Raw genomic sequence first — 24,083 nt, 5'->3', positions numbered from 1 at the left:
CTCCTCAGTGTTTCTCAATCCACGCGCCGTAGAACGACGGGCGGCCTACCGCTTCAAAATTGACGCCTTTCAGCCACGGCGCACCGGCAAAGACCTGCGGCTCCTCGAAAATCGGGATAACGTAGGCGTTATCCAGCAGGTAGCGCTGGGCGTCGCCCGTCAGCTGCAGGCGTTTTTGCGGATCGACCTCAGCCGAAATGTTCACCAGCAGCTCATTCAGCTTGTCGTCACGGAAGTTTTTGACCTTGTCGCTGGATCCGCCTTTTTGCAGCAGCGCGTCGCGGTTAGCCGGGTAGAACATGCTTTTCACCACGTCAGGATCGGCGCGGCCTACTTCGGAGACGGTTAACGGGGTTTTCTGCGGGTCAAGGTTATCCAGCGTGCGGCTGCCTGCGTCACCGGCTTTGACGCTCAGCGCCACGCCCACCTGTCGCCACTGCTGGGCAACCAGCTGCAGCACCTCTTTGTTTTGCGGCTGCGGCAGGGATTCATACACCGTTAGCGCCAGTCGTTGGCCGTCTTTGGCGCGGACCCCGTCGCTGCCCGCTTTCCAGCCCGCGTCGTCCAGCAGCTTGTTGGCTTTTACCGGGTCAAAGGTCAATTTGTCGCTGAGATCGACAAAGCCTGCTGCGGAATCGGCAATCACCGACTTCGCCTGCGGATAGTTGGCCGAGAAGAGGGTCTCGACCACCTGTTTTGCGTTGGTGGCATGCAGCAGCGCCTGGCGTACGCGAATATCGGAGACCAGCGGGTTATCCGGACGGAAGCTGATGCTGTCGTTCACCCCACGCGTTGGGGCAGCGTAGATTTTATAGCCCTGGTCGGTCGCCTGCTTTTCGTCATACGCCTGCACCTGGCGAATAAAGTCGGCCTGGCCGGCCAGCAGGGCGCCGATGCGCACGCTGTCTTCCTGAGTGACGATAAACTTGATGCCGTCCAGATTGGCTGGCCCCTGCTGCGGCAGGTTTTTGGGCCCCCACTGGTAGTCTTTACGGGCTTCGAGCGTCACTTCACGCCCCAACTTCTCGTCCTTCACCACAAACGGCCCGGAGCCAATGATGTGGCGGGCGTCACCCAGTTCTTCAAAGTTGCGCTTCAGCGTGCTGAGCGAGACCAGACCCGAGCCAATGGTGGCGGTGCCCTGCAGGAACCCCGGCGACGGTTTTTTGAAGTAGAACTTCACGGTCAGCGGGTCGATGACTTCGCTACGATCATAGTTATTGATCACTTCTGACACCGGCAGGCGCTGCGCCTTGTTACCTAAGCCGTAGGTATCAAAGTTTTTCGCCACGGCGTTAGCATCCAGCGGCGTGCCGTCGGAGAAGGTAATACCGGGACGCAGTTTAAAGGTGTATTCGGTTTTATCGGCGTTGGTGGTCCAGCTTTCTGCCACCCAGGGTTCCACCTGCAGCGTCTTTGGGTTCTGCCACGTCAGTTTGTCGGTGATCTGGTTCAGAATGCCGCCGTTCGGGTAGAAGCCGCCGGCAGGCGGATAGAGGTTGGTGTGCGCCTGTTGCTCCAGATAAATCAGCGTGCCGCCTTTAACAGGCGCATCCGCGGACCAGGCTGCGGTGGTCGTCAGAATCAGCGCCGTCAGCAGCGGCAGACGAAATGGGGTTTGCATGGTGAATTCCTTTGTTATCTTCTTGTTAGCGTCGGATTCATCATCGGGCGCGCGGGAAAACAAGTGAACAAAGGAATTAAGATAAGGATTGCCGGAAAATGGCTATAAAAAAACCGCCCCGGTAAGGAGCGGTGATGTACGGTGGGTGATTACGAACGCAGGTCAATCACCATACGGCCACGGATCTGGCCCTGTTCCATCTCTTTAAAGATGGCGTTGATGTCTTCGATCGGACGCATCGTCACTTTCGGCACCACTTTGCCCTCGGCCGCAAACTGGAAGGCTTCCTGCAGATCCTGACGGGTACCGACCAGCGAACCCACCACCTGAATGCCGTCCAGCACCAGACGCGGAATATCGAGGCTCATCGCTTCCGGCGGCAGGCCAACCGCCACCACGCGGCCACCGGCACGCACGGCATCAACGGCGGAGTTGAATGCCGCTTTGGCGACGGCAGTGACGACTGCGGCATGGGCACCGCCGGTTTTCTCCTGCACAATTTTCGCGGCATCTTCGCTGCGGGAGTTAATGGTTAAATCCGCACCCATGCTGGCCGCCAGCTTCAGCTGTTCGTCGTTAACGTCAAGGGCGATGACTTTGGCGTTAAAGACGTTTTTAGCATACTGCAGCGCGAGGTTACCCAGCCCGCCAAGACCGTAAATGGCGATCCACTGGCCCGGTTTGATACCCGAGACCTTCACCGCTTTGTAGGTGGTAACGCCGGCGCAGGTGATGCTGCTGGCCGCCGCCGAATCCAGGCCGTCCGGCACTTTTACCGCATAATCCGCGGTGACGATGCACTCTTCAGCCATCCCGCCGTCAACGGAGTAACCGGCGTTTTTCACGTCGCGGCACAGAGTTTCGTTGCCGGTATTACAGTATTCGCAGTGGCCGCAACCTTCGAAAAACCACGCCACGCTGGCACGATCGCCAACTTTCAGTGATTTCACGCCGGGGCCGATTTCCTTCACGATGCCAATCCCTTCATGGCCCAGGATCACCCCGGTTTTATCGCCAAAATCACCGTTCTTCACGTGAAGGTCGGTATGGCATACGCCACAGCACTCCATCTTCAGCAGGGCTTCCCCGTGCTTTAGCGGGCGTAAGGTTTTTTCGGTGACGTTAACCTGATGATCCTGAGTAACAACAGCAGCCTTCATGTGTATCTCCTTGTTCATGATAAGTATCTGCATAGCAGGGTAATACCTCTTAAGGATTAATACATTAGCCTGGTAATGCAAGGCTGCAGCAACATAATGTCATCATTTAAGCCGATTTCAGATTAAGAATACGGCGTTCCTCTAATAATTAAGGGGGAAAATACTGGCCCGACGAGAGAGACTCGCCGGGCGCAGATTTACAGCAGTGCTTCTATCTCCTCAATCTCTTTACGCCATTGCGCCTGCAGCTGCGGCTTTTGATGCTTCGGCTTACGCGCCAGATCGTCTTCCAGCAGCGTTTCCAGCGCGACCAGCCGTTCAAGCAGATCGTCGTACGGGGAGGAGGGTTGAACCTCACCAGCGGCGATGACGGGCGCGGTGGATGTCACCAGCCCCGCGCTTTCACGCAGGCGCTCAAACACCGCTTCTGCATCGTGCCACTCGCTCAGCTTTCCCTCTTCAATCAGCCAGAAGCGGTTGCAGCTTTGGCTGATTAACTGTCGGTCATGGCTGACCAGCAGCACGCCCCCTTCGAACTGTTGCAGCGTTTCCGCCAGCGCCTCTTTGCCTTCCATGTCGAGATGGTTGGTGGGTTCATCCAGCATCAGCAGGCTATAGCGGGCAAGCGTCAGGCCGACAAACAGCAGACGAGAGCGCTCGCCACCGCTGAGCGTACTGACTTTTTGCCCGTGACGCGCCCATGGGAATCCCGCGCTTATCAGTGCCATTTTGCGGTTCTGCGGATCCGGCGCGAAAGGATCCAGCGCGTCGAGCAGCGTGGCGTCATCCGGCAACTGATTCAGCGTCTGGTCGTAATAGCCTGGCGACACGCGCGGATGGATTTTCAACCCGCTGTCTGCGGGCATATCGGCAAATTGTTGCCAGATAAGCCTCATCAGCGACGATTTACCGCAGCCGTTACGACCGACAATCGCCACGCGGTCGCCGCTTTTTAGCCGCGCAACGTCGATGTTAAACAGCGGCGGGAGCCCCGGAGCAGGCGGAACGTCGAGGTTTTCCATCTCCAGCAGACGGTCTGCCCGCAGCGCGTCACCGCGCAGGGTTAACGTCCACTGGCTGCCTGCCGTTACTTCCGTCTGGCTCTCCTTCAGCCGTTCGACCTGTTTTTCCATCTGTTTGGCTTTGCGGGCCAGGTCTTCGTTGTCGTAAACCTTGCCCCAGGTCGCCAGCCGCTTCGCGCTGGCGGTTACGCGGTCGATCTCCTTTTGCTCCGCCTTGTGGCGCTGCGCGTCGCTTTCATCTTTTGCTGCAAGCGCCCTGCGCGCGGCCGTGCAGGGAAGGGCGAAGTAGTGCAGCGTTTTATCGCGCAGGATCCAGCTGCCGTTGGTGACGGCATCCAGCAGCTGTCTGTCATGCGAAACCAGCACGAAGCTGCCTGACCAGTTCTGTAGGAAGTGTTCCAGCCAGAGCATGGTCGGCAGGTCCAGGTGGTTGCTGGGTTCATCAAGCAGGAGCAGATCCGGCTCGTGAATCAGCGCCCGCGCCAGCAGCAGGCGGGTGTGTTGCCCGCCGCTCAGCGTGGCGGATTGCAGCATCATATCCTGCGGCGTGAAGCCCAAGCTGGTCAGCAGGGTTTCGGCTTTCCAGCGCAGGCTATCGCGCTCAGCTAAAGGCAGCTGTGCGAGTACCGCATCCAGCATGGTCAGCGGGAAAATGACGTCCGGGAGATGTTGCTCCACGCGTGCCATCAGGCAGTGCCCGGCCAGCGCGACCGTTCCGGCGGCAGGGGAATCTGTGCCGTCCAGCACCTTCAGCAACGTACTTTTGCCGCAGCCGTTGTCGCCCAGCAGGCCAATGCGGTCGCCTTTTTTCAGCGTAAAGGAGAGAGAGTCGAAGAGCGTGCCAAACGCCGTATCAACGCGTAAAGATTGTGCAGTGAGTAAAGTGCTCATTGTTGCTTACCCAAGAGTTACAGGCATGTTTATGCCTCGTCAAACATCGCTGACGATAACTCAGTAAGCCCGAGAGAAGGGATTTCAGGGGTTGGTGTCTTCGCTCAAGCAGAAGTTATCGCAGCACGATACCGATAACGCTTGAGCCGGTGCGATCACCAAATGTATGTGAAACATTGAAAATTTCACGATACAGCATAATTGGCCTCCTTATATGTTTTGAGTTTGCAGGTAGCTATCACTATATAACTTTTTTCAGGATAAACCTAGAAGAAGGGCAGCATTGCTGCCCAGGATTATCTTTTCCGTAAGAGCAAATAAAGAACCAGCGTGGACACTGACGCAATCAATATGGCAATACCTAAAAAAAGGTAAAGAACAAAATCCATGATCAATTCGTCGCCATATATTTCAAAATGCTCCGCAAAAGAGTACTGCGTTTCAGGTGGAACAAATTTATATAGTGTGAGTAGTGACAGAAACACGACCGTACACCATAGCAGTGCCAGGAGTACCATCTTCATTAATAAACCTGCACAACGCCATGAGCTATCATATAGTTTCCCAGTTGCTGCCCTCCCGTACGAAGTAAGGCGGATGCCAGGACCTTAAAATCACTCTGACTGTAAAGCGTGATACATCCCTTACTTAATCCCGATGGTCCGATATGGTGCAGTCTGAACTCTCCTCGCCTTACCCCATCCACAAAAGTCTCATCGTTCATCAATCCATCATCGCGATACAAAGCAAACCACTCGCTGCGATTCGAACCCGTGAAAAATGCATTTAAACTGTCCTTTGTTTGAGTATACCAACCACCTATTCCACGTAATAGTATGTAATATCGGCCCGGAGGGAGAGGGCCTATATCGGGTAGAGACGCGCTTTCGGGACGATTTGTTGCATTACCATTCCCAGAAAATGCAGGGAAAAAACCTACACCGGGCACAGACAATGTTGCATACTTACCGCCGTTAAGGTGGAAATAACACTGCAGGAGATTCATGAACGATCATTCCATGAATCAGCAAAGATGATGTTACCGTCACAATGCCGCCACGTGATTTTCTCATAACGTAGGGAAATATTTTCAAGATGGTTATGTTTTTCCATCGCTGGATTTTTTACGTCATGCATTACCGGGCATATTGAGACAACTTTAACGTTCTCCAGATACATGTTGAAGTACTCGACCTCCTGACCAGCATCATTGATCTTATACCACTTAAACTCGGCACTTTTCAGCGTTTGGCCTTTTGCCACAGCCTTGTATAAGTAAGGGCTAGAACTGTCAAACTCCTTTTCAAATACCAGGGCACTATGAACGCGCGTACCCGTTATTTTTCCTGTCATGTTATCTGTGGGCAGATGCAGTCCATGACCGAACCCTAATATCTCGATACTTCCCTCGCGATCTTGTACATCAACAGCCCCTTTGATATCTGCGCCACCGTCATCTTTAAGCCAAAGGTATGCCGGAATTGCCATTTCAAAACTCCTTTTTCAATTAATGAATTTAGTGATGCGGAACGTTACTAAACCTTTAAAAGAAACTGTTTATTAGGCAAAAAATGTTATGCTAAATATTTATATTTCAACGAGATATGCATTATTGTTGAAATATTGATTTTTTAAATAATGTTCAATGAAATGCTGTAGTAGAGGCAAAGAAAATAAAGGAAGGAGGGGATTCACGTTCCCTCTCCCTTTTGAGGAGAGGAAACGGTCGGAGCGGATTAAATCGAGGTCCGGCGATAGCTGCGGTATTCAGGCATCCAGAAGTTATCGTCAATAGCCTGCTGCAGCGCGTCGGCAGAGGTTTTCACCGCCACGCCCTGCTGCTGCGCCATTTTACCGACCGCAAACGCGATAGCGCGCGACACCTTGTGAATGTCTTTCAGCTCCGGCAGCACCAGCCCTTCACCGTTGTTGACCAGCGGCGAGTAGCCCGCAAGGGTTTCGCTCGCCGACATCAGCATCTCATCGGTAATGCGGGACGCGCCGGAGGCGATCACGCCCAGACCAATGCCCGGGAAGATATAGGAGTTGTTGCACTGGGCAATCGGATAGGTTTTATCCTTCCACACCACCGGATCGAACGGGCTGCCGGTGGCGACCAGCGCGTTACCTTCAGTCCACGCGATGATGTCCTGTGGCGTCGCCTCCACGCGGGAGGTTGGGTTGGAAAGCGGCATCACGATAGGGCGCTCGCAGTGCTTGTGCATCTCGCGAATAATCTCTTCGGTGAAGAGACCGGTTTGCCCGGAAACACCGATCAGAATATCCGGCTTCACGTTGCGCACCACGTCCAGCAGGGATAGGACTTCGTTGTCGGTATCCCAGTTTTTCAGGTTCTCGCGCTTCTGCACCAGCTTGGTCTGGAACGGCAGCAGGTTCGGCATGCCGTCGGTCAGCAGGCCGAATCGGTCTACCATAAAGACGCGGGAGCGGGCCAGCTCTTCGCTTAAGCCTTCACGCTGCGTCTGGGCAATAATCTGCTCGGCAATACCGCAGCCCGCAGAGCCTGCGCCCAGGAAGACGATTTTCTGGTAGCTCAGCTGGCTGCCGGCCGCGCGGCTGGCGGCGATAAGCGTCCCCACGGTCACGGCTGCGGTGCCCTGGATGTCGTCGTTAAAGGAGCAGATCTCATCGCGGTAGCGGTTCAGCAGAGGCATCGCGTTTTTCTGCGCGAAGTCTTCAAACTGCAGCAGAACGTCCGGCCAGCGGTGCTTCACGGCCTGGATGAAGTCGTCGACAAACTGGTAGTACTCGTCGTCGGTAATGCGCGGATGGCGCCAGCCCATGTACAGCGGATCGTTAAGCAACTGCTGGTTGTTGGTGCCGACGTCCAGCACTACCGGCAGGGTATACGCCGGGCTGATGCCGCCGCAGGCGGTGTAGAGAGAGAGCTTACCGATTGGGATCCCCATCCCGCCAATGCCCTGGTCGCCGAGGCCGAGAATACGTTCCCCGTCGGTGACCACAATCACTTTAATATTGTGATTCGGCACGTTCTGCAGGATGTCGTCCATATTGTGACGGTTCTGATAAGAGATAAAGACGCCGCGTGAGCGACGGTAGATCTCAGAGAAGCGTTCACACGCCGCACCCACCGTTGGGGTGTAGATCACCGGCATCATCTCTTCGAGATGGTTTTGCACCAGGCGATAGAAGAGGGTTTCGTTGGTGTCCTGGATGTTGCGCAGGTAAATGTGTTTGTCGATCTCGGTTTTGAAGCCCTGATACTGGATCCACGCACGCTCTGCCTGCTCTTCAATGGTTTCAACCACTTCCGGTAGCAGGCCCAGCAGGTTAAAGCTGCTGCGCTCTTCCATGCTGAAGGCGCTACCTTTGTTGAGCAGGGGGAATTCGAGTAAAACCGGGCCGGCATAAGGGATATATAAGGAACGATGTTTTTTCAGTTTGTTGTCCATGTCACTCACTCTTTTTTTGAAGATCCGTCCCTGACACTGCTGTTTGTCATCTTTCTGGCCTGTGCTACGGGGTGCGGTCGGGCGGTATTATAAAGGAGCTAAATATTAATTACCGCAACACATAAACAAAAACACCATCGGTTTTGCCGATGGTGTTCTGGATCTTAGTCTGGAACTTACTTGCCCGCGTGGCGTTTTCTGCCGGTGGCGTGAGTGACCTGCGTTTCGTGGTCGCCTTCAATCACCACTTTACGCTGATTAGAAAGCTTGTAGTTCAGTCCCAGAATGTGGCGTGCCTGACGGTTCGATTTCATGTTAACTCCTCAATCCTGTTGATAGTTTTAAGGACCAGTTTGCTTTCACAAACGAAATGTAACCCCTTAGGTTGCAGATCCAGCTTAGCAGGTTTTTACAAAGGTGCGTTTTGCCCGCTGACGACGTAGTTAATGGTCTGCTGGTAGATGTCACTGAGGATGTCATTATCCGTGGACTCCACCCATTTGGTCAGTTCCATCAAAATGTCATCTTCAGTCACAGCACCGTGCTCGGCGTGAAGACCCTGCGCAATCGCGTTAACGAGTTCAGGTTGTGCTGCTGCGGTATTAGCCGGGTAATAAGTAAACATGCTGCCTCCGTGTCGTTGTCTGTTTAATGGTACGGCTCGCAAAAAATTTAATTCATAAACAGAATGGCAAATATTTTCCCGGTTGTGGCTCAGATTCATCTTAGAAATAAAAACGACATAAGTGTATGCTTTTATGCGCTTTTAAAATGTGTGGATATATTGATGTGTAGCGGTGAGGATATATTTGGAAGCTCCTGCCATCACGAAAATATAGCAGGAGCCGTTTTTAAATTACCACTTCATTTCGCCAGTATTCACTTTGGCGCTTAATTCCAGAGAGCTCTCTTCAGCCAGGCCCGGATACTGTTTTTTCAGGGTACCGATGACGCCCGCTGAGTCTTTATGTGCCGATAACGCCTGTTCAAAATGCTGCAAATAGCCACGGGTAAAATCAATCGCCCCGGTTCCTGCAGGCGGAGTACCCAGATAGTGGCCCGGGATCACGCGTTCCGGTTTGTGCGCGGCCATATTGTCCAGGGTTTGCTGCCACTCCTGACGGCGAACCGGCGTCTGGGTGTCTGCCGTCCAGACGTGAATGCCCCAGGCTACCCCGGTGCCGCCGAGGATCGTTTTTGCCGACGGGATCCACACATAGGCCGCATAGCTGTCCGGCTGCTCGATATCGATCTTTTCACCGTCAATCATGAACGTGGTGGAGGCGAGCACCTGCGGCACCACCAGCTTAGTCGGCGCGCCGTCCTTCATCTGCGGGCCCCAGAAGGCAAGCTTGGCGTCTTTGGTGGCCTTAATATGGTCAACCACCTGCTGCGTGGCCACCACTTTGGCATTCGGGAAGGCTTTCACCAGCGGCTGCAGGCCAAAGTAGAAATCCGGATCGCCGGAGGTGATCACAATCTTATTCAGGGTCTTACCGCTGCGGCGAATTTTCTCTACCAGCGCTTCGCCATCCTTCACGCTGAACTGCGCGTCAAACAGCACTGCCTCTTTCGGGCCGGACACCAGCGTGGAGGAGACCGCGAAAATGCCTTTTTCCTGCGGGTTATAGGTATCAATGGTCAACGGTGCGGCAAAAGCAGCCGGAGCGAAAAGGGTGGAAAGCAGGGCAATATGAGTGAGTTTCATGCTGTTGTCTCAGTTGTTCAGGAATATCGCTATTGTACGGATATTCTCATTTGCCAGAATTCCTGAAACAAGACATGCTTAGTTTCATAAATCGAGCAGATGGAGCTTTTATGGATCGCGTTATTGCCGCTCAGGTCTACAACCGGATATGCGAGCTGGGAAGTTTGAGCGCGGCGGCGCGCGCGCTGGGCATTTCCCGGCCGATGGTGAGCCGCTACCTGGAACAAATGGAGAAGTGGGCGGGTACGCGGCTGGTAAACCGCTCCACGCGCAAGCTAACGCTGACCGCGGCGGGGGAAAAGGTGCTGCAAAAAACGCGGACGCTCTCGCAGATCTCGCAGGAAATCGAAGGTCAGTCGGTAAAAGATTTGCCGTCCGGCACGCTGCGGGTGGCCTGCGCGCACTTTACCGCGATGCACCTGATTGCGCCCGTGCTGCCCGGGCTGCTCTCACGCTACCCGCAACTGCGCATCGAGCTGGACGTGAACAATCACCCGGTCAGCCTGGTGGGAGAGCGCATAGACGTCGCCGTGCGCATTACGGATAACCCCGAACCCGGCATGATTGCCCGCCGGCTGGGGGAGTGTCGCTCCGTACTCTGCGCCTCGCCGGCGTATCTGGCGCAGCACGGAACACCCGCCAGCCCCGAAGAATTAGCGCAGCACAACTGCCTGCACTACAGCTTTTTCGCCGGGCAGTCCTGGCACTTCCTGACGCCGGAAGGCGAAAGCCTGAGCGTGGCCGTCAGCGGCAACCTGAGCGCCAGCATCTCTTCGCTGCTGATGGACGCGGCGATCGAGCACTGCGGTATTGCCATGCTGCCGGAGCGCGAAGCGCGTGCCGCGCTGGAGAAGGGATTGCTGGTGCCGGTGCTGGAGGCGCTTAAGCCGAAACCGCTTGCCATCCATGGCATTTATCAGTCCCGGGAGTATCAGCCTGCCGCGCTGCGCGTGTTCCTCGATGAACTTTCGCGCTACCTGGCATAAGAAGGGATTACTTCGCCTTTAGCCAGGGGGACGCCGTGCTCCAGAAAATAATATCGGCCCCGAGATAGCTTTCGCCGAAGCGGACAAATTCCGCTTTGGTAAAAGGCTTACCGGTCTGTGGATTCTTATAGGTCAGGGTCGGTTCCTGAACCGCCATGGCGATGAGCGGCAGCGTCTGTTTATTTTTATGGAAAAAGGGATAGGCATTCTTCATGTGTGCCTTGCGGTTGGGAACAATGTCCGGCCCGCCCAGGCCGATATTGTTGGCGCTGGCATACGCAAAAAGACGCCCCATGTAGTTGTGGTCATTGTCCCACTCGCACGGCCAGAAGTTTACGTATTGCACCACGTGTGATTTCTGAAAAGCCTTTCGCGCAAAGGCCAGGTTTTCCATCTCCCCTGCGAAATAGCTTTCGCAGGTAAACCCCGCTGGCGGATTTTTCTCGTCAATATCAATGGCGGTTTCAGGCAGGTTTACGCCATACACCTCGCCGTCAAAGCGTTTTGCGAGCGCTGCCAGCAGTGCCTGGTAGCGCTGGCGCACCGTGGGGTCCCACTGACGCGCTACCCATCCCGCGCCGACAGGCTTGCCTTCGCCGGGGTTATCGAACTGCGGCGCAATCCCGCCGTTGTATTGCTTATCGTGCATCAGATAGTCCGGCACGTAGCGGGCGTCCGGCTCAAAAAAACGATCCTGGATCTGAATAAAGAGTTTTTTCCGGGCGGATTTAACGCGCGCCAGATCCTGCTCAATTCGCGTGAAGTCATAGCTATCCTTCTCGGGTTCAAGCAGGCGCCAGTTGTACACGATCTGCACGCCGCCGATGTCGCTACGCGCAACAAGCGGGAGCGCCGCGTCGAGGTCGCCCGAACTGGTATAGATAAAGTTCTCCGGCGTTTTGGCCAGTGAAGACAATGAGAGAGCCAGCGTGGTTACCGCGACGGCCATCCTGATTTTTAGCGTCATATCGTTATCCTTGTTGTCGGTACAGCAGGTGAAAGTCCCGGAATCGTCTGTGTTCCTGGGCGTGTCAGATGCGTAGTCTATACTTAACCCTTTGTAAGCCAAAAGGAGAGCAAGAATGACGATTCATAAGCACGGTTCGGCACACTGGTCTGGCGACATTAAGCGCGGAAAAGGAACGGTTTCCACCGAGAGCGGCGTTCTCAATCAACAGCCTTATGGTTTCAATACCCGCTTTGAGGGTGAAAAGGGGACCAACCCGGAAGAGCTGATTGGCGCGGCACATGCGGCCTGTTTCTCAATGGCGCTGTCGCTGATGCTGGGTGAAGCGGGCTATACCGCTGATTCGATTGATACGACCGCGGACGTCTCTCTGGATAAAACCGACGGCGGCTTTGCCATCACTAAGGTTGCACTGCAAAGCAAGGTAACCGTTCCGGGCATTGCGCCACAGCAGTTTGACGGCATTATTCAGAAAGCCAAAGCGGGCTGTCCGGTGTCGCAGCTCCTGAAAGCCGAGATTACCCTGGACTATAAGCTTAACTAAGCCCCAGCCGGGTTCGCGCCCGGCTATCCCTTCAGCGCGGCGGGGAACACCTCAGCCAGCCAGGCGATAAATACCTTCAGTCTGTGCGTCAAATGCCGGTTCTGCGGGTAAACCACATGAAACGGATAGGCGGCAGGGCGCCAGTCGCCGAGGATCGCCGTCAGCGTTCCCGCCAGCAAATACGACTTTGCCGAATACTCAAAGGTCTGAACGATCCCCAGCCCCGCCGCGGCAGCAGCCAGATGGGCATTACTTTCATTGACGCCAAGATAGTGCGGAATATTGATTTCCAGCGCCTCGCCGTGTTGTCTGAAACGAAACGGAAATGCCCGCCCGGTGACGGGCGAAAGGTAGCTTATCAGCTTGTGCCCGTTGCACAGCTCCTGCGGATAGGCCGGGACGCCGTGATTTTTCAGGTAACCCGGCGTCGCGCAGGTGACCATTTCGGCGTTACCGAGATGACGGGCGATGAGGGTCGAGTCGTCCAGCGGCCCGCCGCGGATCACGCAGTCTACGTTACCGCTGATGAGATCGACCGGCCGGTCGGCTACGCCAAGGTCGATGCGGATATCCGGGTAGCGCCGCATGAATTCCGGAAGCAGGGGGATGAGCACGTCCCGGGCGGTGGAGCCGCCCACGTCAACCCGCAAATGCCCTTTTGGCGTCGCGCGGGAAACGCGAAACGAGGTGTCGATATCTTCGATATCTATCAGCACCCTGAGCGCTTTTTCATAGTATTCCATCCCTTCCGGCGTCACCACCACCCGGCGAGTCGTCCGGTGCAGGAGGCGTATCTCCAGATGCGTCTCAAGCGATTTTACCAGCTTGCTCAGGGTGGCGATCGGCATATTCAGCGAGTCCGCCGCGCGGGTAAAACTGCCGGACTCCACGACCCGCGTAAAAGCGCGCATCGCCATGAGCTGGTCCATAATGACCTCTGATTATTTCTGTGGATGAATAGTCATTTTCATTTTTGCCTGTTTTTCACTAATGCCGCAAGGGCTAAAGTCTGTCCAACGCAAACCCAACAAAAGGTAAATGACATGAACACGACTCTCTCAGGAAAAATCGCACTGGTCACCGGCGGCAGCACCGGTATTGGTCTTGCCACGGCGCAGGAGCTGGCGGCTCAGGGCGCGAAGGTATACATCACCGGACGTCGGCAGGCCGAGCTGGACGCGGCGGTGGCTGAAATTGCTTCAACTGCGGTAGGCATCCGCGCGGATGTCTCAAAGCTTGCCGATCTGGATGAGGTCTATGCCCGGATAGCCAAAGATGAAGGGCGTCTTGATATCCTGTTCGCCAATGCCGGTGGCGGCGATATGCTGCCGCTGGGCGCGATCACCGAAGAGCAGTTTGACCGTATTTTCGGCACCAACGTTCGCGGGGTGCTGTTCACGGTGCAGAAGGCGCTGCCGCTGCTCTCCGCCGGATCGTCGATTATTCTGACCGGCTCGACGGTGTCCATTAAAGGGACGGCCAACTTCAGCGTCTACAGCGCCAGTAAGGCCGCCGTACGCAACTTTGCCCGCTCCTGGGCGCTTGATTTGCAGGGCCGCGGGATCCGCGTCAACGTGGTAAGCCCGGGACCGATCAAAACGCCGGGTCTCGGCGATCTGGTGCCGGAAGAGCACCGTCAGGGGCTGTACGACGCGCTGGCCGCGCAGGTACCGCTGGGGCGTTTAGGCGCGCCGGGTGAGGTGGGTAAAGCGGTGGCGTTTCTGGCCTCCGACGCTGCCAGCTTTATTAACGCCACCGAGCTGTTTGTGGACGGCGGGATGGCGCAAATTTAACCCAGATTACGCCAGCAGCGAACGTTACGGCCCTCGCGTGAGGGCTGTAACGGCTGGGGACGTTCACACCCCTGCGCTGCCATCGGGCAGCGGTCGCGGAAAAAACAGCCTTCGGGCAGATGACGGTTGCCGGGAAGCTCCGTTTTGCGTAACGCCAGCGTTTCATCCAGCGGTTCACCGGTGCGGGGAACCGAGTCGAGCAGCAGGCGGGTATAGGGATGGCGCGGCTCGCCAAGCACCTGCGCGGCGCTGCCCAGCTCAACAATCTGCCCAAGATACATTACCGCCACGCGATCACTCATGTGTCTGACCACCGAGACGTTATGCGAGATCAACACGTAGGTCAGATTACGTTGCTGCTGCAGGGTCACCAGCAGGTTGAGGATTTGCGCCTGCACGGAGATATCCAGCGCGCTGGTGGGTTCATCAAGCACGATAATATCAGGGTCGGACGAGAGCGCACGGGCGATGGCGATGCGCTGGCGCTGCCCGCCGGAGAAGGCGTGCGGAAGTCTGTCGAGATATTCCGGGCGAATGCCCACCTGCAGCGCCAGATCCTCCGCCAGCTGACGGCGCTCGCGCTCGCTGCTGCGTTTTTGCACCCACACCGGCTCGGTGATGATGCGCCAGACCGGCAACCGCGGGTCGAGCGAGGAGAGCGGATCCTGAAATACCATCTGCATGCCGCCCGCGTGGTGCGTCCGCAGGCACGCGCCGGTACTGGGCTTCAGCATGCCCATCAGCAGCTGGGCCAGCGTGCTTTTCCCGCAGCCGGATTCCCCGACGATGCCGAGCGTTTCTCCCCGACGGATCTCAAGGTCCAGCCCGTTAAGCGCATGGACCTGTTCCGTCACGCGGCCCAGCCAGTTTTTACGTGCCGCAAAATTGACGTGCACGCTATCGAGTTCCAGCAGTACATCAGACATGGCGTTTCTCCCGTTGTGGATACCAGCAGGCAGCCTGTTGGCCTTCTGCGCCAGTGGGCGCTAAGCGCGGGGTTTCGCTGCATTTCGCCCCGGCGGCAAAGCAGCGCTCGCGGAATGCGCAACCCTGCGGAAGCTCGCTGAGGTTGGGCACCGTGCCGGGGATGGCGGGAAGCGGGGCGCGCGGCTGGCCGTGTTCCGGCGCGCACTGCAGCAGCCCAATGGAATAGGGATGCACAGGGCGGTGGATCAGCGTTTGCGTGGCGCCGCTCTCGATCACGCTGCCGGCATACATCACGTACATTCTGTCGCAGAGCTGCGACACCACGGCCATATCATGGCTGATGAACAGCACCGAGGTACCGCTGGCCCGCGCCTTATGCTTCAGCAACCGCAGCACCTGGAGCTGGACGGTAACGTCCAGCGCGGTGGTTGGCTCGTCGGCGATGATCAGCTCCGGCTCGCAGGAGAAGGCAAGGGCAATCATCACCCGCTGGCGCATACCGCCGGAGAGTTCAAACGGATAACGATCCATGACCTGTTTCGCGTCCGGGATTTGCATCTCTTCCAGCAGGGCGATCGCCTTCTGCTGCGCCTCGCGCCGGGAAAGCGGCTGATGCTGGCGGATCACCTCCACCATCTGTTTGCCAATCCGCCGCGTCGGGTTGAGGGCGGTCATCGGCTCCTGAAAAATCATCGCCACTTTAGCGCCGCGCCACTGACGGAGCTGTTTCTCGGACGCCGTCAGGACGTTTTCACCGAGTAATCTCACCTGACCGTGATGAATGCGGTAGCTGCCTTCCGGCAGAAGGCGCATGGCGAGCATGGCGGTAACGGATTTGCCCGAACCTGATTCGCCCACCACACCGACAATTTCGCCCCTGCCGATCTCCAGCGAGACGTGGTTCAGCGCATGAACCTCACCGCGAAAAATCGGGAAGCTCAGATGCAGGTCTTCAATATTGAGTACCGATTCGGTCATCACTGTTTTCCTCCCGATTTCGGGTCCAGCAGATCGCGGATGCCGTCGCCAAACAGGTTAAAGCCCACGGCAGTAATCAAAATCGCCGCACCGGGAAACGCGCAGTACCACCACTGGTCCAGGACGTAGTTACGGCCAACGGCCACCATCGCGCCCCATTCGGCAGTGGGCTGCTGCGCGCCCAGGCCAATAAACCCCAGCGTGGCGGCCATCAAAATGGCGCTGCCGATATCCAGCGAAGCCTGCACAATCAGTGGCGGCAGGGCGTTGCGCAGGATATGCCAGCGGATCAAATGCCAGCGGGAAGCGCCAAAGGTGCGTGCGGCCTGCACGTAGGTAAACTGGCGCACCACCAGGGTTTGCCCGCGCGCCAGGCGGACGTAAAACGGGATGCGGACAATCGCAATCGCCAGCATGGCGTTGAACAGGCTCGGACCGAGCGCGGCGGCCAGCGCCATGGTCAGTACCAGAGAGGGAATGGAGAGCATAATGTCCATCACCCGCATGATGATGGCGTCACCGCGCCCGCCCAGTACACCGGACAAACAGCCCAGCAGTGAGCCAATGCCGCCCGCAATCACCACGACCGCCAGCCCGGCGGTAATCGACTGCTGGCTGCCCGTCAGCACGCGGCTGAACAGATCGCGTCCTACCTCATCGGTACCAAACCAGTGCTGCGCAGACGGCGCCTGCAGGCGGGCGGTCAGATCCAACGCGTTCGGGTCATGCGGCACAATCCACGGTGAGGCCACCATCAGAAAGAGCATCGCAATCATAATGACGCCGCCAACGATCGTGAGCGGGCTTTGACGCAGCATCCAGAACAGCTTTGCCCAGTTGATGCGTTGTCTGGCGGTTTTCACCGGGACGGGCGTTTCCTGCGTTAACATCATTCGGCACCTCCGCGCCCGATTCGCGGGTCAATCCACAGGTAAAGCAGATCGACCACCAGATTAACCAGCACGTAGGCCAGCGAAACGACGACCGCAAAGCCCATCACTGCCGGGAAATCAAGCGCCTGAATGGATGTCACCACCCAGGCGCCCATGCCCGGCCAGGCAAAGACGGTCTCGGTCAGTACGGCACCGTAAAGCAGATCGCCCAGCGCCAGCCCGAGCACGGTAATGGACGGGATCATGGCATTGGGCAGGGCGTAGCGCAGGACGATGTACCAGCCGGGCAGGCCGCTGGCGCGCGCGGTGCGAATGTAGTCCTCGCTGAGCTGCTCCAGCATCGCCGAGCGCACCTGGCGCGCCACTATCCCCAGGTGAACAAACGCCAGCGTCAGCGAGGGTAAAATCAGGTGCTGAAGCGCGTTGAAGAACACCTCACCGTTGCCCTCCAGCAGGGCGTCCAGCAGATAAAACCCGGTGACGTGCGTCGGCGGATCGAGCCAGTCGTCCAGCCTGCCGCCGCCCGGCAGAATCTGCAGGTGCCCGTAGAACAGCACAATGACGCCCAGCCCAAGCCAGAAGGCCGGGGTGGAGATCCCGGTCATCGCCATTAAACGCACCAGGTGATCCAGCCAGCGGTTGCGGTAGACCGCCGACAAAATCCCCAGCGGCACGCCGATCACCAGCGCCAGCAGCAGAGAACAAAAGGCCAACTCCAGCGTGGCGGGGAAAAAGGCCTTCAGGTCTTCCGCAACCGGGCGTCCGGTACGGATGGATGTGCCTAAATCACCGTGGGCCAGGGCGTCCACGTAGCGGCCAAACTGAACATACAGGGGCCGATCCAGCCCTAACTGCTGGCGGATGTTCTGCACGATTTCGTCGCTGGCGCGGTCGCCTGCCAGCAGACGGGCCGGATCGCCGGGGATCAGGTGTGAAATAATAAAGGTAATGATACAGACACCGGCCACCACCAGGAGTAACCCCCAGCAGCGCTGGCGCACTATGCTCCAGAACGTCATACGCTTTCCCCCAGCGAGAACCGTTATTTACTCATGGTGGCGATGTTGAATACCTGCTCCAGCATCGGATTAAAGGTGAAGCCCTTGACCTCTTTGTTCATCGCCAGCTGGTAGTTTTTCTGGAACAGATAGACGTAGGCCGCTTCGTCGATGACCACCTTTTGCGCCTGCTGGTAATCTTTGGTGCGTTCCGCCTGGTCAGTCGTTTTCAGCGCGGCCTGCAGCAGGGAATCGACCTCTTTGTTCTCATAGAACGAGCGGTTGCCCGGCAGCCCTTTTTTGTCCGATTCGAACCAGTAGTTCATAAACATGTACGGGTCGGCAAAGTCCGGGCTCCAGTTGCCGATGGCGATGTCGTAATCGCCTTTGCCGACGCGATCGCGCATGGTGGCATTGGCCAGTTTCTCCAGCTTGACGTTAATGCCGATCTTGCCGAGGCTGGCCTGAGTGGAGAGGGCGATTGGCTCCCAGTTTGGATCGTTGTCCGAGTAGAGGAAGGTCAGGCTGGCGGGTTTGTCTTTGACCTTCTCCAGCGCCGCTTTGGCTTTGGCCTCGTCGAAGCTGTACTGCATTGCCGCGGCGTCAAAGCCCCACATACCTTCCGGGATCGGGCCGCGCATCTGCTTGCCGTTGCCGCTCAGAATGCCTTTTACCATCCCCTGGTAATCCGTCGCCCAGGAGATAGCCCGGCGTAAATCCACCTGATTGAGCGGCGCTTTGCTGTTGTTGAGGTAGAGATAGGTCACGCGCAGGGACGGGTATTCGGCGACGGCGACTTTGCCTTCCTGCTTCAGGGCCGCGAGCTGATCGACCGGCAGGGAGTCGGCAATGTCCAGATCGCCGCGGGAAAGCTGCAGTCGGCGCGAGGCGCTCTCGCCGATAATTTTCACCGAGACGCGCTTAAAGTGCGGCTTGTCGCCCGGCCAGTGGGGGTTAGGCACCAGGATCAGCTGCTGGCCTTTCTGCCAGCTTTTGAGCATAAACGGCCCGGAGCCGGCGGTGTTTTGCGCCAGAAAACCGCGCGCATCGTCAGCGGCATTGGCCTTCAGCACCGCCGGGTTAATGATAGACGCCCCGTCGTTTGCGAGCGTGTAGAGGAAAGGCGCGAACGGCTGGCTGAGGGTGAATTTCACCGTGTGGTCATCCACGGCATCAATTTTTAGATCTTTCGGGAAGGCTTCAGACGGCCCCTGGCCGAGCTTCAGCAGGCGCTCAAAGGAGAGCTTGACCGCCTCGGCGGTGACCGGCGTACCGTCGGAGAATTTGGCGTTATCCGCCAGGGTAAAGGTCCACTCTTTCTGGTCGTCGGATGCCTTCCAGCCCGTCGACAGATCGCCCTCCACCTCGGTAGAGCCGGGCTTGTACTTGACCAGACGCTGGTAGGACGGATAGGTGACGGTCCAGTCGTTGTTATCAATGGTGATGGCAGGATCGAGCGTTTGCGGATCGGCGGCTTTACCGATTGCCAGCATGTCTTTCGGAACGGCAGCCAGCGCCAGCGGGGTGCTTAAAACCAGCGTGGCGGCAATCAGGGTTGTGAGAAGCGTTGTTTTCATGGCAGAGCTCCAGGTTAAAGAGAGGTGTGCGTCAGGGGAAAACAGGCAAAACGGTCTTCCAGCAGCGGGTAGCTGGCAGCGTTCGGCAGTTCGAAGTGCCACCATTCGCTGCTAATCCCCACAAAACCGCCGCCGAACATGATGGCGTTCAGCAGCAGACGGTTGCGCTGGGCATGCGGGGGTACGGAAGGGTGATAGGGATGCGATCGGTCATGCATTTCGTCAAAGCCGGCGCCCATATCCAGCACGCGGTTATGTTCGTCCATCAGGGTGACGTCGATGGCCGTCCCGCGGCTGTGATTAGAGCCAATCGCCACGTCGACCACGTATTCCGGGTTCGGGCAGGCGTCCCACAGCTGGGCCTGCGCCTGCTGCGGGCGATAGGCGTCGTAGACCACCAGCTTCAGCCCGGCCAGCGCGGCAATGCTGATGGCTTTTGCCAGCGCGGTGGCCGCGTCGGTATGCAGCAGGCACAGCGCCTCCTGATAGATCGGGCGGCCGGTGATGTTGTCGGCGGTGGCGTACTTCAGATCGATGTGCAGCGTGGGAAACGTCTTCGCCACATCAATCAGTTCACTCTCTTCGGGCATAGCTCCGCTCCTTTAGCGTTCGAATTGACCAAACTCTTGTTGTAATTGTCGGTTTACCGCCAGGCGCGCCGGGAGTGCATCACCCAGCGCTTCCACCACGCCCGACAGCAGCAGGTTGAACAGACAGCTCACGGGGGCAAGTGAATCCCAGAAATGACCGGTATCGGTTTTCACCTGCAGTAAATCCATCGGGTAATCCCGCGCCCACGGGCACCAGATGTCGGTGATCAAGGCCAGCGGAATGCCTTTCTCGCTGGCGACGCGGCAGTACTGGCGGGCCATCGCCGAGTAGGTGCGCGTGTCGGTCAGCACAACATAAGGGTGCGAAAAACCCGAGTTCAGGGATTCAACCCAGCTGCCGGAAGCCCCCTCCGAATAGCTCACGCGCGGACGGAGATATTCGAGGTGGCTGAAGAAGGCGTTGGCAATCCCGCGCGTGGACTGGATCCCCAGCACAAACACCGCGTCGGCGTGGGCGAGGTTGTTCACCACCTGCCGGAAGGCGTCCGTTTGTGCCAGCTGGTACACCTGCGTGATGGCGTCCACCTCCAGCGCCAGGGCGTGCTGAAGGCGGTTGGGCAGGGGGGGCTGCTGCTGCCAGGAGTCCAGCCGCTCGTTCATACCCCAGGGCTGATACGGATCGCGCAGGCTTTTTTTGGCATCTTCCAGGTTGCGATACCCCAGCTTGCGCAGGAAGCGTCCGACGGTAATTCCGCTGGTTCCGCTCGCCTGGCCGACGCTCTCTGCCGTTTCAAACGGGATTTGCGCGGCGTGCGCCAGCAGCCAGCTTCCCACCCGCTTTTCGCTGGGCGTAAGCTGGCTGAACGTCGCTTCGATACGGCTCAACATCTCTGGTTTCGTCGTCATACCGCCTCGCTGTTAACTGGCTGTCAAAAGCTGGATGAGTGTTATCCGGTTAACAATGCACGACGCGTGCCATGTTCACAGGGCGGTCAAAGCCCGCTGCGCTGTAAATTTCATGCAATATTTAGTTAACCGATGATCAACATTTGTGCAGCGTAGTTCACTTTTGGTGCAGTGGCTGACGCGGCAGGTATGAATTTGGTGAATACGTCAGCCCGTTCACATTTTTGATAAGATAGATGTACTGTGAATTTTAAAGGGATCCCGGCATGGCGAATTTGCCCTGGCGAATCAGCATGCGCTTGGTGGCGCTTGCAAAGAAAACAGGGATGGTCGTGGGGATCGTCCTGGTCGTCCTGCTGGCGGTGCGGGTTTATCTCTCGCAGCAGGGGCTGGAACTGCACCTATGGCACACCTGGCGGGCAGATGAGATGTCCGTACGTGAAATGGATAACGCCGACTTTGCCGGTTATGTCGCCCGGGAAAACGCCATTTTCGCCGATCTCGATAACGCCGTGACGGCGAAAACGGGGCGCGAGGAACAAACGCCGCTAAACCGTTATTATCGCCAGAGCCTGGTATGGCCGGGGCAGTTTACGCCCGATGCCAACCGCTCCTTTGTGCTGATGCCTGCCGGGAAGCCGCGCGGCGCGGTGGTGTTGCTGCACGGGCTGACGGATTCGCCTTACAGCGTCAGGCACCTCGCCGAGAACTATCAGCAGCGCGGCTTTGTGGCCGTGGTTCCGCGCCTGCCCGGACACGGCACCGCGCCCGGTGCGCTGACGGACGTTGACTGGGAGATGTGGCTCGCCGCAACGCGTCTTGCGGTGCGGGAAGCCACGCGCCTGACGGGGGAGAACGTGCCTCTGCATCTGGTGGGCTACTCCAACGGCGGGGCGCTGGCGATGAAATATGCCCTCGATGCGCTGGAATCGCCTGCGCTTCGTCGACCGCAGCAGGTGGTACTGCTTTCACCGATGATCGGTGTGACGGCCTTTGCGCGCTTTGCCGGTTTCGCCGGATTACCGGCGCTGCTGCCGGCGTTTGCCAAAGCGGCGTGGTTGAATATCTCCCCGGAATATAACCCGTATAAATACAACTCGTTCCCGGTGAACGCCGCCCGCCAGTCCTGGCTGTTGACGAAGGCCCTGCAGGAGCAGACAGGCCGCGAGGCGCGGGAGAACAGGCTGGCGAATTTGCCGCCGGTGCTGGCGTTCCAGTCGGTCATGGATTCCACGGTCAGCACCCGCGCGGTGGTGACCGGCCTGTTTGACCAGCTTCCGGCAAACGGCAGCGAACTGGTGGTGTTTGATATCAACCAGGCGGCCAGCTTCCGTCCGCTGTTCAAGCCGTCGTCGTGGACAGCAACCTCGGCGCTTCTGCCGGTTGCGCAGAGACGTTACAGTGTCACGATTATCACCAATGCCAGCGAGCACAGTTTCTCGACGGTGGCGAAAACCACCCCGGCAGGCAGCATGCGGGAGACGGTTGTGCCGCTTGCGCAGGCCTGGCCGCAGGATGTCTATTCCCTGTCGCACGTTGCGGTGCCGTTCCCGCCGGATGACGATCTCTATGGTCGCGAACCTGGGGTGAAAAACCGCTATGGCATCAGCCTGGGGACGATTGCGCTGTGGGGAGAAACGTCCGTGCTGAGCGTCGGAAAAGAGGCGCTGATGCGGGTCACCTCAAACCCGTTTTATGGCTATATGCAGGAGAGGATTAACAGCCGGATTGGCGACGAGAAAAAGTAGCGTTCTATACGTGGTGTGAATGTGTTAGGTCACATTGTTAAAGTATGTTAAACAGTAGCTTTAAGGCACCTTTCATTCATCGGAACACCTTTTTGTGCTGACCACGCTGATTTACCGAAGCCAGTTAAAATTATCCTGTCAGTCCTCCGTGCTGAGGGAGCTGGTGGAGCACGCCCGGATCCGCAATGCCAATCTGAATATCACCGGGGTTTTGCTCGCAAAGGGCAGTGACGTGCTGCAAATACTCGAAGGTTCTGAGGAGAGCGTGGTTAAGCTGTTCCATAAAATCCGCGATGACAAGCGGCACAGTGGGGTGGTTGAACTGATGCGGGATTATGGCCCGCGCAGGCGTTTTGAAAATGTCGGTATGCTGCTGTTCGATCTGCAGACGCAGTCACCGAAAGAGGTGCTGCAGTCGGTTCTGAATTACAGCAGGCTGGACAGCTATCTGACATCCGATGACCGGGTGTTCAAATTTATTCAGACCTTTATTATGGGCAAACGTCCGGCCCCGTCGGGGGAACGCTACGATCCGGCAAAGTGGACGCTCTCAACGGAAAACTTGCCTCTGGGTGAGAGCCTGGATCTGATTGCCAGCCAGCGTTGCCAGTTTGCGCTTCAGCCCATTGTTGAGCCCTCGGAAGGCAAGATCAGCTCCTTTGAAGCCCTTATCCGCGGCAATGACGGCGGCAGCCCGGAGCATTTCTTCAGCTCTCTGGACCCGGCCAAAGTTTATGAAGTCGATCTACAGACGAAAGCGTATGCCTTCGCGCTGGCCGAAAAGCTGGGGATTGGCAGCCATAAGATTGCGGTCAATCTGCTGCCGATGTCGCTGGTGAATGTTCCTGGCGCAGTGGCGTTTCTGGTTGATCAGATTAAACAGCATGGGCTTCAGCCGGAGCAGGTGGTTATTGAAATCACAGAAAACGAGATGATCTCCGGACTTAACCAGTTCAACAGCGCCATTAAGCAGCTTCGCGGCGAGGGCGTTGGGCTGGCAATTGATGATTTTGGTTCCGGCTATGCCGGTCTTTCGCTGCTGACCCGGTTCCAGCCGGATAAAATTAAGATTGACCGGGAGATAGTTAGCGATATCCACCTCAGCGGCCCGAAGCAGGCGATTGTGCGCTCCATCATCAGCTGCTGCTCCGATCTTGAAATTACCCTGGTGGCCGAAGGGATCGAGAAGTTAGAGGAGTGGTGCTGGCTCGAATCTGCCGGGATCCGCCGCTTCCAGGGCTTTCTTTTTGCTCGTCCGCAGCTTAACGGCGTCGGAGATATCCGCTGGCCGCATCTGAAACGTTAGGCAATTTTCCTCCCGCGTTATTTCCCCTTTGGCCTGCCTGTGCTTAAATAGCTAAAACGGTTTAATATAG

General features: G+C 57.3%; 23 protein-coding genes. 5 read left to right on the top strand and 18 right to left on the bottom strand.

Features of this window, described 5'->3' with window-relative positions:
* Positions 1 to 4 precede the first annotated feature (4 nt).
* From ACR42C_RS11945 to ACR42C_RS11905, 9 genes are all read right to left on the bottom strand, one after another.
* A complete protein-coding gene (locus tag ACR42C_RS11945; RefSeq protein ID WP_316379194.1) occupies positions 5 to 1,624 on the bottom strand; it encodes a TIGR04028 family ABC transporter substrate-binding protein in 1,620 nt (539 codons plus the stop codon).
* 149 nt (positions 1,625 to 1,773) lie between these two features.
* Positions 1,774 to 2,784: an alcohol dehydrogenase AdhP gene (adhP, locus tag ACR42C_RS11940; protein WP_266153367.1), complete on the bottom strand. Its 1,011-nt coding sequence runs from the start codon at positions 2,782 to 2,784 to the stop codon at positions 1,774 to 1,776.
* A gap of 197 nt (positions 2,785 to 2,981) precedes the next feature.
* The gene (locus ACR42C_RS11935; RefSeq protein WP_479984131.1) at positions 2,982 to 4,697 is read right to left on the bottom strand and encodes an ABC-F family ATP-binding cassette domain-containing protein; all 1,716 of its coding nucleotides are present in this window, start codon (positions 4,695 to 4,697) and stop codon (positions 2,982 to 2,984) included.
* Between the two features lie 523 nt (positions 4,698 to 5,220).
* On the bottom strand, positions 5,221 to 5,703 hold the full coding sequence (locus ACR42C_RS11930; RefSeq protein WP_479984130.1) for a DUF2778 domain-containing protein: 483 nt from the start codon (positions 5,701 to 5,703) through the stop codon (positions 5,221 to 5,223).
* Positions 5,700 to 6,185 (bottom strand): Hcp family type VI secretion system effector, encoded by a 486-nt coding sequence (locus ACR42C_RS11925; RefSeq protein ID WP_182945432.1) that lies wholly within the window; start codon positions 6,183 to 6,185, stop codon positions 5,700 to 5,702. Before ACR42C_RS11925 ends, ACR42C_RS11930 begins: the two co-directional genes overlap by 4 nt.
* Before the next feature lie 248 nt (positions 6,186 to 6,433).
* The gene (locus ACR42C_RS11920; RefSeq protein WP_028013235.1) at positions 6,434 to 8,131 is read right to left on the bottom strand and encodes an NAD-dependent malic enzyme; all 1,698 of its coding nucleotides are present in this window, start codon (positions 8,129 to 8,131) and stop codon (positions 6,434 to 6,436) included.
* A 176-nt stretch (positions 8,132 to 8,307) separates the two neighbouring features.
* A complete protein-coding gene (gene sra, locus ACR42C_RS11915) occupies positions 8,308 to 8,445 on the bottom strand; it encodes a stationary-phase-induced ribosome-associated protein (RefSeq protein WP_008501714.1) in 138 nt (45 codons plus the stop codon).
* Positions 8,446 to 8,540: 95 nt separating this feature from the next.
* Positions 8,541 to 8,756, bottom strand: coding sequence for a biofilm-dependent modulation protein (gene bdm / locus ACR42C_RS11910; protein WP_013096534.1), 216 nt, complete (start codon positions 8,754 to 8,756; stop codon positions 8,541 to 8,543).
* Positions 8,757 to 8,987: 231 nt separating this feature from the next.
* Positions 8,988 to 9,839 carry a Vmh family MBL fold metallo-hydrolase gene (locus ACR42C_RS11905; RefSeq protein ID WP_395312880.1) on the bottom strand — a complete coding sequence of 284 codons (852 nt, stop codon included), beginning with the start codon at positions 9,837 to 9,839 and terminating at the stop codon, positions 8,988 to 8,990.
* A 110-nt stretch (positions 9,840 to 9,949) separates the two neighbouring features.
* On the opposite strand from ACR42C_RS11905, the gene ACR42C_RS11900 reads away from it, so the two are divergent.
* Positions 9,950 to 10,825, top strand: a complete 876-nt coding sequence (locus ACR42C_RS11900) for a LysR family transcriptional regulator (RefSeq protein WP_116339760.1) — start codon at positions 9,950 to 9,952, stop codon at positions 10,823 to 10,825.
* Between the two features lie 7 nt (positions 10,826 to 10,832).
* Here the strand turns inward: ACR42C_RS11900 and ACR42C_RS11895 are convergent, their stop codons facing one another.
* Positions 10,833 to 11,792 carry a hypothetical protein gene (locus ACR42C_RS11895; RefSeq protein WP_479984129.1) on the bottom strand — a complete coding sequence of 320 codons (960 nt, stop codon included), beginning with the start codon at positions 11,790 to 11,792 and terminating at the stop codon, positions 10,833 to 10,835.
* 115 nt (positions 11,793 to 11,907) lie between these two features.
* On the opposite strand from ACR42C_RS11895, the gene ACR42C_RS11890 reads away from it, so the two are divergent.
* Entirely contained in the window at positions 11,908 to 12,336 is a 429-nt protein-coding gene (locus tag ACR42C_RS11890; RefSeq protein WP_028013230.1) for an OsmC family protein, read from the top strand.
* Positions 12,337 to 12,359: 23 nt separating this feature from the next.
* Here the strand turns inward: ACR42C_RS11890 and ACR42C_RS11885 are convergent, their stop codons facing one another.
* Positions 12,360 to 13,265 (bottom strand): LysR family transcriptional regulator, encoded by a 906-nt coding sequence (locus ACR42C_RS11885; protein ID WP_479984128.1) that lies wholly within the window; start codon positions 13,263 to 13,265, stop codon positions 12,360 to 12,362.
* A 114-nt stretch (positions 13,266 to 13,379) separates the two neighbouring features.
* Between ACR42C_RS11885 and ACR42C_RS11880 the strand changes: the two genes are divergently transcribed.
* Positions 13,380 to 14,129: an SDR family NAD(P)-dependent oxidoreductase gene (locus ACR42C_RS11880; RefSeq protein WP_116339766.1), complete on the top strand. Its 750-nt coding sequence runs from the start codon at positions 13,380 to 13,382 to the stop codon at positions 14,127 to 14,129.
* Here ACR42C_RS11880 and ACR42C_RS11875 read toward each other — a convergent pair.
* From ACR42C_RS11875 to ACR42C_RS11845, 7 genes are read right to left on the bottom strand one after another with little or no spacing between them, the layout of a single operon-like run.
* Positions 14,126 to 15,055, bottom strand: a complete 930-nt coding sequence (locus ACR42C_RS11875) for an ABC transporter ATP-binding protein (protein WP_479984127.1) — start codon at positions 15,053 to 15,055, stop codon at positions 14,126 to 14,128. The two genes, ACR42C_RS11880 and ACR42C_RS11875, sit on opposite strands and share 4 nt — an antisense overlap.
* A complete protein-coding gene (locus ACR42C_RS11870; RefSeq protein WP_479984126.1) occupies positions 15,048 to 16,034 on the bottom strand; it encodes an ABC transporter ATP-binding protein in 987 nt (328 codons plus the stop codon). Before ACR42C_RS11870 ends, ACR42C_RS11875 begins: the two co-directional genes overlap by 8 nt.
* Positions 16,034 to 16,927, bottom strand: coding sequence for a D,D-dipeptide ABC transporter permease (gene ddpC / locus ACR42C_RS11865; RefSeq protein WP_047647662.1), 894 nt, complete (start codon positions 16,925 to 16,927; stop codon positions 16,034 to 16,036). Before ddpC ends, ACR42C_RS11870 begins: the two co-directional genes overlap by 1 nt.
* A complete protein-coding gene (locus ACR42C_RS11860) occupies positions 16,924 to 17,946 on the bottom strand; it encodes an ABC transporter permease (RefSeq protein WP_116339772.1) in 1,023 nt (340 codons plus the stop codon). The genes ddpC and ACR42C_RS11860 overlap by 4 nt, the downstream gene beginning before the upstream one ends.
* 23 nt (positions 17,947 to 17,969) lie before the next feature.
* Positions 17,970 to 19,502 (bottom strand): ABC transporter substrate-binding protein, encoded by a 1,533-nt coding sequence (locus ACR42C_RS11855; RefSeq protein WP_302218321.1) that lies wholly within the window; start codon positions 19,500 to 19,502, stop codon positions 17,970 to 17,972.
* 14 nt (positions 19,503 to 19,516) lie between these two features.
* The gene (gene ddpX, locus ACR42C_RS11850) at positions 19,517 to 20,092 is read right to left on the bottom strand and encodes a D-alanyl-D-alanine dipeptidase (RefSeq protein WP_316379184.1); all 576 of its coding nucleotides are present in this window, start codon (positions 20,090 to 20,092) and stop codon (positions 19,517 to 19,519) included.
* Between the two features lie 12 nt (positions 20,093 to 20,104).
* On the bottom strand, positions 20,105 to 20,959 hold the full coding sequence (locus tag ACR42C_RS11845; RefSeq protein ID WP_316379183.1) for a MurR/RpiR family transcriptional regulator: 855 nt from the start codon (positions 20,957 to 20,959) through the stop codon (positions 20,105 to 20,107).
* 266 nt (positions 20,960 to 21,225) lie between these two features.
* On the opposite strand from ACR42C_RS11845, the gene ACR42C_RS11840 reads away from it, so the two are divergent.
* Together ACR42C_RS11840 and ACR42C_RS11835 are read left to right on the top strand one after the other, a co-directional pair.
* On the top strand, positions 21,226 to 22,707 hold the full coding sequence (locus tag ACR42C_RS11840) for an alpha/beta hydrolase (RefSeq protein WP_316379182.1): 1,482 nt from the start codon (positions 21,226 to 21,228) through the stop codon (positions 22,705 to 22,707).
* 94 nt (positions 22,708 to 22,801) lie between these two features.
* Positions 22,802 to 24,013: a diguanylate phosphodiesterase gene (locus ACR42C_RS11835; protein WP_316379181.1), complete on the top strand. Its 1,212-nt coding sequence runs from the start codon at positions 22,802 to 22,804 to the stop codon at positions 24,011 to 24,013.
* Positions 24,014 to 24,083 lie beyond the last annotated feature (70 nt).

It is taken from the genome of Enterobacter sp. MG-EB028 (assembly GCF_056673305.1).
The sequence above is the reverse complement of the archived record's forward strand: the minus strand, read 5'-3'. Positions and strand labels throughout refer to the sequence as shown.